The 12917-nt window shown below is 62.6% G+C and carries 12 protein-coding genes; 9 read left to right on the top strand and 3 right to left on the bottom strand.

What is annotated here, in order from left to right; all coding sequences use genetic code 11:
• Positions 1-88 precede the first annotated feature (88 nt).
• The 5 genes from hutI (at position 89) to hutH (ending at position 6357) form a co-directional block, all read left to right on the top strand.
• Positions 89-1312: an imidazolonepropionase gene (gene hutI / locus ACP4QI_RS06290; RefSeq protein ID WP_426495049.1), complete on the top strand. Its 1224-nt coding sequence runs from the start codon at positions 89-91 to the stop codon at positions 1310-1312.
• Complete coding sequence (gene hutG, locus ACP4QI_RS06295) at positions 1309-2247, top strand: formimidoylglutamase (RefSeq protein WP_426495048.1); 939 nt, start codon at positions 1309-1311, stop codon at positions 2245-2247. Before hutI ends, hutG begins: the two co-directional genes overlap by 4 nt.
• 44 nt (positions 2248-2291) lie before the next feature.
• Positions 2292-3026 (top strand): histidine utilization repressor, encoded by a 735-nt coding sequence (locus tag ACP4QI_RS06300; RefSeq protein ID WP_426495047.1) that lies wholly within the window; start codon positions 2292-2294, stop codon positions 3024-3026.
• Positions 3027-3151: 125 nt separating this feature from the next.
• On the top strand, positions 3152-4837 hold the full coding sequence (hutU, locus tag ACP4QI_RS06305) for a urocanate hydratase (protein WP_156263237.1): 1686 nt from the start codon (positions 3152-3154) through the stop codon (positions 4835-4837).
• On the top strand, positions 4837-6357 hold the full coding sequence (gene hutH / locus ACP4QI_RS06310; protein WP_142488744.1) for a histidine ammonia-lyase: 1521 nt from the start codon (positions 4837-4839) through the stop codon (positions 6355-6357). Before hutU ends, hutH begins: the two co-directional genes overlap by 1 nt.
• Before the next feature lie 67 nt (positions 6358-6424).
• Here the strand turns inward: hutH and ACP4QI_RS06315 are convergent, their stop codons facing one another.
• Positions 6425-6901 carry a kinase inhibitor gene (locus ACP4QI_RS06315; RefSeq protein ID WP_142488745.1) on the bottom strand — a complete coding sequence of 159 codons (477 nt, stop codon included), beginning with the start codon at positions 6899-6901 and terminating at the stop codon, positions 6425-6427.
• Positions 6902-6945: 44 nt separating this feature from the next.
• Positions 6946-8235: an adenosylmethionine--8-amino-7-oxononanoate transaminase gene (bioA, locus tag ACP4QI_RS06320; RefSeq protein WP_426495046.1), complete on the bottom strand. Its 1290-nt coding sequence runs from the start codon at positions 8233-8235 to the stop codon at positions 6946-6948.
• Between the two features lie 87 nt (positions 8236-8322).
• Between bioA and bioB the strand changes: the two genes are divergently transcribed.
• Genes bioB through bioD form a run of 4 tightly spaced genes read left to right on the top strand, consistent with a single transcriptional unit; the run spans position 8323 to position 11974 of the window.
• Complete coding sequence (gene bioB, locus ACP4QI_RS06325) at positions 8323-9363, top strand: biotin synthase BioB (protein WP_142488746.1); 1041 nt, start codon at positions 8323-8325, stop codon at positions 9361-9363.
• Positions 9360-10517, top strand: coding sequence for an 8-amino-7-oxononanoate synthase (gene bioF / locus ACP4QI_RS06330; RefSeq protein ID WP_426495045.1), 1158 nt, complete (start codon positions 9360-9362; stop codon positions 10515-10517). Before bioB ends, bioF begins: the two co-directional genes overlap by 4 nt.
• Positions 10501-11256 (top strand): malonyl-ACP O-methyltransferase BioC, encoded by a 756-nt coding sequence (bioC, locus tag ACP4QI_RS06335; protein WP_426495044.1) that lies wholly within the window; start codon positions 10501-10503, stop codon positions 11254-11256. The genes bioF and bioC overlap by 17 nt, the downstream gene beginning before the upstream one ends.
• The gene (gene bioD, locus ACP4QI_RS06340; protein ID WP_426495043.1) at positions 11249-11974 is read left to right on the top strand and encodes a dethiobiotin synthase; all 726 of its coding nucleotides are present in this window, start codon (positions 11249-11251) and stop codon (positions 11972-11974) included. Before bioC ends, bioD begins: the two co-directional genes overlap by 8 nt.
• Here the strand turns inward: bioD and ACP4QI_RS06345 are convergent.
• On the bottom strand, positions 11913-12608 hold the full coding sequence (locus ACP4QI_RS06345) for an ABC transporter ATP-binding protein (RefSeq protein ID WP_285128293.1): 696 nt from the start codon (positions 12606-12608) through the stop codon (positions 11913-11915). The two genes, bioD and ACP4QI_RS06345, sit on opposite strands and share 62 nt — an antisense overlap.
• Positions 12609-12917 lie beyond the last annotated feature (309 nt).

Raw genomic sequence — 12917 nt, forward strand, 5'->3', positions numbered from 1 at the left:
AAATAAATAACAATTTCGGTAAAGGCGATTGACAGGGCGACGGGAATGAAAATAAATGTCTATACAATTCATGACAAGCGGAAGCCCGATGTTGCAACTTCATCCCGACGACGTTATCTGGCGTAACCTGCGCCTCGCGACTATGGATCCTGGCTACGGCACAGCCTATGGTTTGCTGGAGAACCGGGCCTTAATTGTGCGTGGAGAGACCATCCTGGCGATCGCGCCGGAATCTGACCTGCCGCAGGATCTGCCCAACACCCGCGATTTACAGGGGCGGCTGGTCACGCCGGGCCTGATTGACTGCCACACCCATCTGGTGTTTGGCGGCGACCGCGCCGCCGAGTGGGAGCAGCGGCTGAACGGCGTCTCCTATCAGACCATCAGCGCCCAGGGCGGCGGAATTAATGCCACGGTGAGCGCGACCCGGGACAGCACCCCTGAGCAGCTTGAGCAGCTGGCGCAGCAGCGTTTACAGCGGCTGATGCGCGAAGGCGTTACCACTATCGAAATCAAATCCGGCTACGGCCTGAACGACGAGGCGGAAGAGAAGATGCTGCGCGTGGCCCAGCGTCTGGCGCACACCCATCCCATTGAGATCAGCCCGACGCTGCTGGCTGCCCATGCCGTGCCGAAGGAGTATCGTCAGGATCCGGATGCGTACATCGCCCACGTGTGTCAGCACACGCTCCCGCAGCTGTGGGAGAAAGGCCTTTTCGAAGCCGTGGATGTCTTCTGCGAGAACGTTGGCTTTACCCCGGAACAGAGCGAGCGGGTGTTCCAGGCTGCACAGGCCCGGGGGATCCCGATTAAAGGCCACGTCGAGCAGCTCTCTAACCTCGGCGGTACCGCGCTGGTGAGCCGTTACCACGGGCTGTCTGCCGATCACATTGAGTATCTTGATGAGGCCGGAGTGAGCGCGATGGCGCAGAGCGGCACCGTGGCGGTACTGCTGCCCGGCGCGTTCTACTTTTTGCAGGAGCGCCAGCGCCCGCCGGTTGACCTGCTGCGTCAGCAGGGGGTGCCGATGGCCGTCGCGACCGACTACAACCCCGGCACCAGCCCCTTTGCCAGCCTGCATCTGGCGATGAATATGGCCTGCGTGCAGTTTGGTTTAACCCCGGAAGAGGCGTGGGCAGGGGTGACCCGGCATGCCGCCCAGGCGCTGGGTCGCGGGGCAACGCACGGCCAGCTGAAGGCCGGGTTTGTCGCGGATCTGGCGATCTGGGATGCCAAAAGCCCGGTGGAGATGGTGTATGAGCCGGGTCGTAACCCGCTTTATCAGCGCGTATTCAGAGGAAAAGCACAATGAGCATATGGCAGCCGGTTTCACCTGACGTCTGGCAGGGGCGTGACGACACCCGCGAGGCCAGCAACGCGCTGCGCCTGTTCCAGACCGTGCAACGTAGCGATACGCCAACGCCCTCCGGGGACGGTATCGCCCTGATCGGCTTTGCCTGCGACGAAGGGGTCAGACGCAATCAGGGCCGGACCGGTGCGGCCCAGGCCCCGGATGTGTTACGCCGCGCGCTGGGAAATATGGCCAGCCATCAGGGCCACCAGCGGCTGACCGATATGGGCAACATCCGCGTCGAGGGGGAGGCGCTGGAGGCCGCCCAGCAGGCGCTGAGCGAGACGGTCACCGCCTGCCAGCAGGCTGGCATGCGCACCCTGGTGTTCGGCGGCGGGCATGAAACCGCCTGGGCCCATGGCCGCGGCGTGCTGGATGCTTTTCCCGGCGAGCGGGTGGTAATTATCAACCTCGATGCGCACCTCGATCTGCGTCACGCCAGCCAGGCGACCTCCGGAACCCCGTTCCGCCAGCTGGCGCTCTACTGCGCGGAACAGCAGCGTGAATTTCACTACGCCTGTCTCGGGGTCAGCCGGGCGGCCAATACGCAGGCGCTGTGGGATGAAGCGGCTCGTCTTAACGTCACTCTGGTGGAAGATCTCGATTTCCAGCAGCAGGCGCTGCCGGTGCTGGACACCGTCCTCAACAATGCGGATCGGGTCTACCTCACCATTGATCTCGACGTGATGCCCGCCGGGGAGATGCCCGCCGTGTCGGCACCCGCCGCGCTGGGGGTTCCGGCCCGGGATCTGCTTCCGGTCATCGCGCGGATCTGTCGCAGCGGCAAACTGCAGGCGGCGGATCTGGTGGAGTTCAGCCCTGGCTTCGATCGCGACGGCCAGGGGGCGAAGCTCGCCGCGCGTCTTGCCTGGCAAATTGCTCACTGGTGGGCGTAATCTGTGGATATACTCGGATTTTTATAACGGCTTAAGGAATTGCTATGTTCTCTCGCGCCCCGCAGCAGCAGGCCAATACGCCAGCCCCTTTCTATGAAAAGGTAAAACAGGCGATCAGCCATCAGATCGCCACCGGCGTCTGGCGTCCTCACGATCGCATCCCGTCCGAGGCAGAGCTGGTGGCCCAGTTCGGCTTTAGCCGGATGACCATCAACCGCGCGCTGCGGGAGCTGACCGATGAGGGGCTGCTGGTGCGTCTGCAGGGGGTCGGCACCTTTGTGGCCGAGCCAAAAGGGCAGTCCGCGCTGTTTGAAATTCGCAGCATTGCCGATGAGATCGCCTCCCGCAACCATCAGCACCGCTGTGAGGTGCAGTTCCTTGAGGAGACGCAGGCCAGCGCTGCGCAGGCCGCTGCGTTGAACGTCAAAGAGGGAACGCGTATCTTCCACTCCCTGATGTTGCACTTTGAAAACGATATCCCGGTGCAGATTGAGGATCGCAGCGTCAATGCCGCGCTGGTGCCGGATTACCTGCAGCAGGACTATACCGCCACCACCCCCCATGCTTATCTGTCGCTGGTCGCGCCGCTGACGGAAGGGGAGCATATCGTCGAGGCGGTGCGCGCCACGCCGCAGGAGTGCGAGCTGCTGCGTATTAAAGAGCACGATCCCTGCCTGCTGATCCACCGCCGTACCTGGTCAGCCTCGCACATTGTTTCCCACGCCAGACTGCTGTTCCCGGGCAACCGCTATCGGCTGCAGGGCCATTTCATGTCATAAGCCAAAAGCGTGATTGCTGACGCAATATAACAAAAATGTATCGTAATTGTTAAAGCCGGCCTTGTGTGTACTTGTCTATACAAGTATATCTTAGTGTATATTCTGTCCCCAATGAGGAGCACACAATGTCGTCAGGTAAGTATCGCCAGCAAGAGATCCGCGCCCCACGTGGCACCACGCTTAACGCCAAAAGCTGGCTCACCGAAGCCCCGCTGCGCATGTTAATGAACAACCTCGATCCCGACGTGGCGGAAAACCCTCACGAGCTGGTGGTGTATGGCGGAATTGGCCGCGCGGCGCGCAACTGGGCGTGCTATGACGCCATTGTCAAATCCCTCACCGAACTGGAAAACGACGAAACCCTGTTGGTGCAGTCCGGCAAACCGGTCGGCGTGTTCAAAACCCACGAAAACGCTCCGCGCGTGCTGATCGCCAACTCCAACCTGGTCCCGCACTGGGCAACCTGGGAACACTTTAACGAGCTGGATGCGAAAGGGCTGGCGATGTATGGCCAGATGACCGCCGGCAGCTGGATCTACATCGGCAGCCAGGGCATCGTCCAGGGCACCTACGAAACCTTTGTCGAGGCGGGCCGTCAGCACTATAACGGCTCCCTGAAAGGCCGTTGGGTACTGACCGCGGGCCTGGGCGGCATGGGCGGCGCACAGCCGCTAGCGGCGACGCTGGCGGGAGCATGCTCCCTTAACATTGAGTGCCAGCAGAGCCGCATCGATTTCCGTCTGCGTACCCGCTACGTCGATGAGCAGGCCGATTCGCTGGACGATGCCCTGGCGCGCATTAACAAATACACCCAGCAAGGCAAAGCGGTCTCGATTGCCCTGTGCGGTAACGCGGCCGATATCGTGCCGGAGCTGGTGGCGCGCGGCGTGCGTCCGGACCTGGTCACCGACCAGACCAGCGCCCACGATCCGCTGCACGGCTACCTGCCAAAAGGCTGGAGCTGGGAAGAGTACCAGCAGAAAGCGCAGCAGGATCCGGAAGGCACCGTCCTGGCGGCGAAGCGTTCGATGGCCGATCACGTCAACGCGATGCTGGCCTTCAGCCAGCAGGGCGTCCCGACCTTCGATTACGGCAATAATATCCGCCAGATGGCGAAAGAGATGGGCGTTACCAACGCCTTTGACTTCCCGGGCTTTGTCCCTGCCTATATCCGTCCGCTGTTCTGCCGCGGGATCGGCCCGTTCCGCTGGGTGGCGCTCTCCGGCGACCCGGAAGATATCTACAAAACCGACGCCAAAGTGAAAGAGATTGTCGCCGATGATGAGCACCTGCATCACTGGCTGGACATGGCCCGCGAGCGCATTAACTTCCAGGGACTGCCGGCGCGTATCTGCTGGGTAGGCCTGGAGTGGCGCCAGAAGCTGGGCCTGGCCTTTAACGAAATGGTCCGCAGCGGTGAAGTCTCAGCGCCAATCGTTATTGGTCGTGACCATCTTGATTCGGGCTCGGTTGCCAGCCCGAACCGTGAAACCGAAGCGATGCAGGACGGCTCAGACGCGGTCTCCGACTGGCCGCTGCTGAATGCGCTGCTCAACACCGCCAGCGGCGCGACCTGGGTCTCGCTGCACCACGGCGGCGGCGTCGGGATGGGCTTCTCCCAGCATGCCGGAATGGTCATCGTCTGCGACGGCACCGATGAAGCCGCGGCCCGTATTGCCCGCGTACTGCACAACGATCCGGCGACTGGCGTGATGCGCCATGCCGATGCCGGGTATGACATTGCCATTGATTGCGCTAAAGAGCAGGGCCTGAACCTGCCGATGATCGCCGCTCAACAAGGAAAGCACTGATGAACGCTTTAACCCTGACTCCCGGTTCCCTGACCCTGGCCCAGTTGCGCCAGGTCTGGCAACAGCCGCTGCACCTGACGCTCGACGACGCGGCCCATAAGGCCATCAACGACAGCGTCGCCTGCGTGGAAGCGATTGTCGCCGAAGGGCGCACCGCCTACGGGATCAACACCGGTTTTGGCCTGCTGGCGCAGACGCGCATCGCCACTCACGATCTGGAAAACCTGCAACGTTCGCTGGTACTCTCCCACGCGGCGGGCGTCGGCGAGCCGCTGGATGACGACATTGTGCGTCTGATGATGGTGCTGAAAATCAACAGCCTGGCGCGCGGTTTCTCCGGCATCCGCCTGAGCGTCATTCAGGCGCTGATTGCCATGGTCAATGCCGAAGTTTACCCCTGGATCCCGGCCAAAGGTTCGGTCGGCGCGTCCGGCGACCTGGCCCCGCTGGCGCACATGTCCCTGACCCTGCTCGGTGAGGGCAAAGCCCGCTACCGGGGCGAATGGTTACCGGCCGCCACCGCCCTGCAGAAAGCGGGTCTGGCCCCGGTGACGCTGGCGGCGAAAGAGGGGCTGGCGCTGCTGAACGGCACCCAGGCCTCCACCGCCTTTGCCCTGCGCGGCCTGTTTGAAGCCGAAGATCTGTTTGCCTCGGCGGTGGTCTGTGGGGCGCTGACTACCGAAGCGGTGCTCGGCTCCCGTCGTCCGTTTGACGCCCGCATTCATGAGGTACGCGGTCAGCGCGGGCAGATCGACGCCGCGGCGCTGTTCCGCCACGTCCTGACCGACACCAGCGCCATTGCCGAGTCGCACCACAACTGCGACAAGGTGCAGGACCCGTACTCCCTGCGCTGTCAGCCGCAGGTAATGGGGGCCTGCCTCACCCAGATGCGTCAGGTGGCGGAGGTACTGCTGGTGGAATCCAATGCCGTTTCCGATAACCCGCTGGTGTTCGCCGCGGAAAACGAAGTGGTCTCCGGGGGTAACTTCCACGCCGAACCGGTGGCGATGGCGGCGGATAATCTGGCCCTGGCGATTGCCGAAATTGGCGCGCTGTCGGAGCGTCGTATCGCGCTGATGATGGATAAACACATGTCCCAGCTGCCACCGTTCCTGGTGCGCAACGGCGGGGTTAACTCCGGGTTTATGATTGCCCAGGTGACCGCCGCCGCGCTGGCGAGCGAGAACAAGGCCCTGTCGCACCCGCACAGCGTGGACAGTCTGCCGACGTCAGCTAATCAGGAAGATCATGTCTCGATGGCCCCGGCGGCAGGCCGCCGCTTGTGGGAGATGGCGGGCAACACCCGCGGCGTGCTGGCGGTAGAGTGGTTAGCGGCCTGTCAGGGCTGCGATCTGCGCGACGGTCTGACCTCCAGCCCGCAGCTGGAGCAGGCGCGGCATATCCTGCGGGAGCAGGTGGCGCACTATGATGACGACCGCTTCTTTGCCCCGGATATTGATGCGGCGATTGCGTTGCTGAACAAAAGGAGCCTGGTCGGGTTGCTGCCAGCGTTCTTGTAAAAAAACGCCCGGTGGCGCTGCGCTTACCGGGCCTACAAAAAAACCGGCCTATGTGCCGGTTTTTTATTTAACTGTACATCGCCGTAATCGACGCGCTGCCCAGGGTGTGGAAATGGACGTTAAAGCCCACCATTGCGCCGCTGGCCTCTTTATCGACCTCGATTCTCTCCACATTCAGCGCATGTACCGTGAAGATATAACGATGGGTTTCGCCTTTTGGCGGGGCCGCGCCACCGTATCCCGCTTTGCCAAAATCGGTGCGGGTCTCCACGGCACCCTCCGGCAGCGCCACCAGCGAAGAGCCGGAGCCCTGCGGCAGCACGCGGGTATCGGCGGGGATATTGGCGACAACCCAGTGCCACCAGCCGGAGCCGGTTGGGGCGTCCGGGTCGTAACAGGTCACGACAAAGCTTTTGGTACCCGACGGCACCTCGTCCCACGCCAGATGCGGAGAGATGTTATCTCCCTCATATCCCATACCGTTAAATACGTGGCGCAGCGGGAGTTTATCGCCGTCGCGCAGATCCTGACTGATAAGTTTCATACAGTTCCTCCGTAAAAAGCCCTGCCAGAAGTGTAACGCATAAACTAAAGCGTAAAGTGCGCAGGCTCCTGAACGGCATCCACCACCGCACGGGTCAGCTTGCTGAGCTGGTCGCGGCTTATCACATAGGGCGGCATCAGATAGATCAGTTTGCCGAACGGCCGCACCCAGACGCCGCGCGCCACAAAGAAGCGTTGCAGCGCCGACATGTTCACCGGATGGGTTGTTTCGATGACGCCGATCGCCCCCAGCACCCGTACGTCGGCGACAAAGGCTGAATCCCGCGCCGCCGCCAGTTCATTCTTCAGCTGGGCTTCGATGGCGGGCACCTGAATCTGCCACTCACCGCTCTCAAGCAGGGCCAGGCTCTCGCTGGCGACCGCGCAGGCCAGCGGGTTGCCCATAAAGGTCGGGCCGTGCATAAAGCAGCCTGCTTCGCCGTTGCTGATGGTCTCCGCCACCTGGCGAGTGGTGAGGGTGGCTGAGAGGGTCATGGTGCCCCCGGTCAGGGCTTTGCCGAGGCAGAGAATGTCCGGCGTAATGCCCGCGTGCTCGCAGGCAAACAGCTTGCCGGTGCGCCCGAAGCCGGTGGCAATTTCATCGGCAATCAGCAGAATGCCTTCGCGGTCACACATCCTGCGGATGCGCTTCAGCCACTCGGGATGGTACATGCGCATTCCGCCCGCACCCTGCACGATGGGCTCGAGGATCACGGCGGCAATCTCATGACGGTGTGCGGCCATCAGGCGGGCAAAGCCGACCATGTCCATTTCATCCCACTCGCCGTCGAAACGGCTCTGCGGCGCCGGGGCAAACAGGTTTTCCGGCAGATAGCCCTTCCACAGACTGTGCATCGAGTTGTCGGGATCGCAGACCGACATCGCGCCGAAAGTGTCGCCGTGATAGCCGTTGCGGAAGGTGATAAACCGCTGACGGCTTTCGCCCTTCGCGTGCCAGTACTGCAGCGCCATTTTCATCGCCACCTCCACCGCTACCGAGCCGGAATCGGCCAGGAAGACGCACTCCAGCGCTTCGGGGGTCATCGCCACCAGCCGACGGCAGAGATCCACCGCCGGTTGATGGGTGATGCCGCCGAACATCACGTGCGACATGCGGTCAATCTGGGCTTTCATCGCCGCGTTAAGCCGCGGGTGATTGTAGCCATGAATGGCTGCCCACCAGGAGGACATGCCGTCCACCAGCTGTTCGCCGCTGGCCAGGGTCAGCTCGCAGCCGTGCGCTTCCGTCACTGGATATACCGGCAGGGGCTGGGTCATGGAGGTGTAGGGATGCCAGATGTGTTGCCGATCGAAGGCGAGATCGTCCGTTGTCATAATCGACTTGTAAACCATTTTGAAAACATTTAGGTTTACAAGCATAACCCGAACCCATCCTGAACTAAACCCCTTTGGAGATGCCCTATGGCTCACCAGGCTCGCTGGACATTGTCGCAAGTCACTGCATTATTTGAAAAACCCCTGCTTGAACTGCTGTTTGAAGCGCAACAAATTCACCGTCAGCACTTCGATCCGCAGCAGGTTCAGGTCAGCACCCTGCTGTCGATCAAGACCGGGGCCTGCCCGGAAGACTGTAAATACTGCCCGCAAAGCGCGCGTTACAAAACCGGCCTCGAATCCGAACGCCTGATGGAGGTGGAGCAGGTGCTGGAGTCGGCGCGTCAGGCGAAAAACGCCGGCTCGACCCGCTTCTGCATGGGCGCGGCCTGGAAAAACCCGCACGAGCGCGATATGCCTTATCTCGAGCAGATGGTGCAGGGCGTGAAGGCGATGGGCCTCGAAGCCTGTATGACCCTCGGCACGCTGGATGACCATCAGGCCCAGCGTCTGGCCTCGGCGGGGCTGGATTACTACAACCACAACCTCGACACCTCCCCGGAGTTCTACGGCAACATCATCACCACCCGGACCTATCAGGAGCGTCTGGACACCCTCGACAAAGTGCGCGATGCGGGCATCAAGGTCTGCTCGGGCGGGATTGTCGGCTTAGGCGAAACGGTCACCGATCGCGCCGGGCTGCTGTTACAGCTGGCAAACCTGCCGACCCCGCCGGAGAGCGTGCCGATCAACATGCTGGTGAAGGTGAAGGGCACCCCGCTGGCCGACAACGACGACGTCGACGCCTTTGACTTTATCCGCACCATTGCGGTGGCGCGGGTGATGATGCCGACCTCGTACGTACGCCTCTCGGCGGGTCGCGAGCAGATGAACGAGCAGACTCAGGCGATGTGCTTTATGGCCGGGGCCAACTCCATCTTCTACGGCTGCAAGCTGCTCACCACCCCGAACCCGGAAGAGGACAAGGACGTGCAGCTGTTCCGCAAGCTGGGGCTCAACCCGCAGCAGACCGCGGTGCTGACCGGCGATAACGAGCAGCAGCACCAGCTCGAACAGCAGCTTTTCAATGCCGATACCGACCAGTTCTACAACGCGGCGACGGTATGACCTGGCAACAACGCATCGATGCCGCCCTCGACGCTCGTCGGGCGGCCGACGCCCTGCGCGTGCGCACCCCGGTGGAGAACGGCGCCGGGCGCTTTCTCACCCGCGAGCAGCGGCGGTACTGCAACTTCTCCGGCAATGACTATCTCGGCCTGAGTCAGCACCCCGACATCATCCGCGCCTGGCAACAGGGCGCGGAGCAGTACGGGGTGGGCAGCGGTGGCTCCGGCCACGTCAGCGGCTACACTCACGCCCATCAGGCGCTGGAGGAGCACCTTGCCGACTGGCTCGGCTACCCGCGGGCGTTGCTGTTTATCTCCGGCTTTGCCGCCAATCAGGCTCTGATTGCCGCCATGACCAACAAAGACGATCGCATCGTGGCCGACCGCTTAAGCCACGCCTCCCTTCTGGAGGCCGCCAGCCATAGCCCGGCTCAGCTCCGACGCTTCGCCCATAACGATGTCGTCCAGCTGGCCTCGCTGCTGGAGAAACCCTGCACCGGACAACAGCTGGTGGTGACCGAAGGGATCTTCAGCATGGACGGCGACAGCGCCCCGCTAAATGATATCCATGCGGCGGCACAACGTCAGGGCAGCTGGCTGCTGGTGGACGATGCCCACGGTATCGGCGTCACCGGGCCGGAAGGGCGCGGAAGCGCTGCCAGCCAGGGGGTAAGACCCGAGCTGCTGGTGGTGACCTTTGGCAAAGGCGTTGGGATCAGCGGGGCGGCGGTGCTGTGCAGCGACGCCGTCGCCGATTATCTGCTGCAGTTCGCCCGGCATCTGATCTACAGCACCAGTATGCCGCCTGCCCAGGCGGTGGCGCTGCTGGCGGCCTTTAACCTGATTCGCAGCGACGAAGGCGAGTCGCGTCGACAGCGGCTGGCGGCTTTGATCGACCAGTTTCGCACGGGCGTGCGCGATTTGCCGCTGGCGATCACCGCCTCGCAGAGCGCCATTCAGCCGCTGATCGTCGGCGAAAACGCGCGTGCCCTGCATCTGGCGCAGACCCTCAGAGAGCAGGGGATCTGGGTGACCGCCATTCGTCCACCTACCGTCCCGGCGGGGACGGCGCGCTTACGCCTGACCCTGACGGCGGCCCATGAGGCAGCGGATATCACCGCGTTACTGGAGGCGCTGCATGTCGCAAGTGAATAAGCAGGCAATTGCCGTCGCCTTTGGCCGGGCGGCGCAGAGCTACTCACGCCACGACGCACTCCAGCGGCAAAGTGCCGACGGGCTGCGGGCTTTGCTGGCAGAGAACAGGTTTGCCAGCGTGCTGGACGCCGGCTGCGGCCCTGGGAGCAACAGCCTGGCCTGGCGCCAGGCCGGGAGTCATGTGACGGCGATGGATCTCTGCGCCCCGATGCTGGAGGAAGCGCGCCGCAACCAGACAGCCGACTGCTATCTGCAGGCCGATATCGAAGCCATTCCGCTGGCGGAGGGGCAGTTCAGCCTGGTCTGGAGCCATCTGGCGGTGCAGTGGTGCGCCAGCCTGCCGCAGGCGCTGGCAGAGCTATATCGCGTGGCGCAGCCGGGAGGCAAGGTGGCCTTCACCACGCTGCTCAACGGCTCGCTGCCGGAGCTGAATCAGGCCTGGCAGGCGGTGGATACCCAGCCGCACGCCAACCGTTTTCTGACCGGACAGCAGGTGAACGATGCCCTGTCCGGCTGGCAGTACCGCTGTGCGGTCCAGACCGTCACCCTGCTGTTTGACGATGCGCTCAGCGCCATGCAGTCCCTGAAGGGGATCGGCGCCACCCATCTGCACGCCGGGCGGGCCGACAGGCCCTTAACGCGCGGCCAGCTGCAGCGGCTGGCGCAGGCCTGGCCGCAGCAGGCGGGGAAATTCCCGCTCTCTTATCAACTTTTTCATGGAATTATCGAACGTGACTGAACGTTATTTTGTCACCGGCACCGACACCGAGGTCGGTAAAACCGTCGCCAGCACCGCCCTGTTACAGGCGGCGCGGGCGCTGGGCCTCAACACTGCCGGATACAAACCGGTGGCCTCGGGCAGTGAGATGACCGCACAAGGGCTGCGCAACAGCGATGCCCTGGCGTTACAGCACAACAGCAGCGTGACGCTGAGCTACCCGACGGTGAACCCTTATACCTTCGCGGAGCCGACGTCGCCGCACATCATCAGCGCCGACGAGCAGCGCCCGATCCTGTTCAGCACGCTCTCCGCCGGGTTACGCACCCTGGAGAGCTATGCCGACTGGGTGCTGGTGGAAGGGGCGGGCGGCTGGTTCACGCCGCTGTCGCAGGAGCAGACCTTCGCCGACTGGGTGCTGGCCGAACGCCTGCCGGTGATCCTGGTGGTGGGGGTGAAGCTGGGCTGTATCAACCACGCGATGCTGACCGCGCAGGCGATTCAGCAGGCGGGACTGCATTTTGCAGGCTGGGTGGCGAACGGAGTAGTGCCCCCCGGCAAGCGCCATGCCGAATACATGGCGACGCTCCGGCGCGTGCTGCCCGCTCCGCTGCTGGGCGAGATCCCGTGGCTGGGCGATACGGCTGACACCTCGGCAGTCGGGCAGTATCTGTCTCTTACTGCGCTGACGCCGTCGGCCCCATCCAGTGGGCAATCAGCGGGTCATCCAGCTCGCTGACCCGACCCTGAGCCACGTTTCGCCCCCGGTAAAGCAGGCAAAAGCGATCCGCCACCCGACGGATCAGGGAAAGATGTTGTTCGGCCAGCAGCACCGATAATCCCAGCTCCCGGTTGAACCTGAGCAGCAGCTGCGCCAGCTTGAGGGTAAACAGCTGGCCGGTGCCGCGGCTGGGCTCGTCGAGGATCAGCAGGCGAGGGCGGGTCACCAGCGCGTTCGCCAGTGCCAGCTGGTACTGCTGGTCGTCATTAAGACCCGAGGCCCGATGCTGGCGCAGCGGGTACAGCTCCGGAAAGAACTCAAAAACGTCGCGGCTTACCGATCCGCCCGCGACGCCTTTCGCCATCCGCGCGACATGCAGATTCTCCTCTACCGTCAGTTGCGAAAAGATCCGCCGGTCCTGTGACACAAAGCTGATCCCCTGTCCTGGACGGATCTCTGGCCCGGCGTCATGCCAGACCATGGTGCCGCTGGCGATGGGCAGCAGCCCGGCAATACAGCTCACGAGGGTAGTTTTCCCCATTCCGGGCAGCCCGACGACGCCGGTGCAGAGGCCGGGAGGCAGATCGAGGTCAACGTTCCACAGGGTGTGGCGATCCCCGTAATACTGGTTTACAGCGCGCAGGCTTAACATGGTATTGCTCCTTTTCAGGCATCGGTGACACCTGATGCTCTGCAAGACTCTTGCCACAGCCCAAAAAATGGCGCTTAACCCTTCTTTTTTCGGATTAGGTTCAAAAATGCGCGCTGCGATGACAGGAACCTGCACTGCGTCGGTGCCCCGTTTTATGCACCTGGTGCAGGTACTATTTTGGTTAAAATGTGAGCAATGCCTCACCAGTTCGTTCGCTGATTTTTGTCATAAGATCGCCATAATTGGGTGATAAAAATTTTTTACCGTCGCGCTGGGGAGAAAAACCGGGAACGGGCCGAGTCACGTTCC

Source organism: Leclercia sp. TB492 (assembly GCF_049974505.2).
GTDB lineage: Bacteria > Pseudomonadota > Gammaproteobacteria > Enterobacterales > Enterobacteriaceae > Enterobacter > Enterobacter adecarboxylatus_C.

What these genes read in the sequence shown, in the direction of transcription:
- hutI (WP_426495049.1), top strand. Translation starts at nt 89, where the DNA reads ATGTTGCAACTTCATCCCGACGACGTTATCTGGCGTAACCTGCGCCTC.
- hutG (WP_426495048.1), top strand. Translation starts at nt 1,309, where the DNA reads ATGAGCATATGGCAGCCGGTTTCACCTGACGTCTGGCAGGGGCGTGAC.
- ACP4QI_RS06300 (WP_426495047.1), top strand. Translation starts at nt 2,292, where the DNA reads ATGTTCTCTCGCGCCCCGCAGCAGCAGGCCAATACGCCAGCCCCTTTC.
- hutU (WP_156263237.1), top strand. Translation starts at nt 3,152, where the DNA reads ATGTCGTCAGGTAAGTATCGCCAGCAAGAGATCCGCGCCCCACGTGGC.
- hutH (WP_142488744.1), top strand. Translation starts at nt 4,837, where the DNA reads ATGAACGCTTTAACCCTGACTCCCGGTTCCCTGACCCTGGCCCAGTTG.
- ACP4QI_RS06315 (WP_142488745.1), bottom strand. Translation starts at nt 6,901, where the DNA reads ATGAAACTTATCAGTCAGGATCTGCGCGACGGCGATAAACTCCCGCTG.
- bioA (WP_426495046.1), bottom strand. Translation starts at nt 8,235, where the DNA reads ATGACAACGGACGATCTCGCCTTCGATCGGCAACACATCTGGCATCCC.
- bioB (WP_142488746.1), top strand. Translation starts at nt 8,323, where the DNA reads ATGGCTCACCAGGCTCGCTGGACATTGTCGCAAGTCACTGCATTATTT.
- bioF (WP_426495045.1), top strand. Translation starts at nt 9,360, where the DNA reads ATGACCTGGCAACAACGCATCGATGCCGCCCTCGACGCTCGTCGGGCG.
- bioC (WP_426495044.1), top strand. Translation starts at nt 10,501, where the DNA reads ATGTCGCAAGTGAATAAGCAGGCAATTGCCGTCGCCTTTGGCCGGGCG.
- ACP4QI_RS06345 (WP_285128293.1), bottom strand. Translation starts at nt 12,608, where the DNA reads ATGTTAAGCCTGCGCGCTGTAAACCAGTATTACGGGGATCGCCACACC.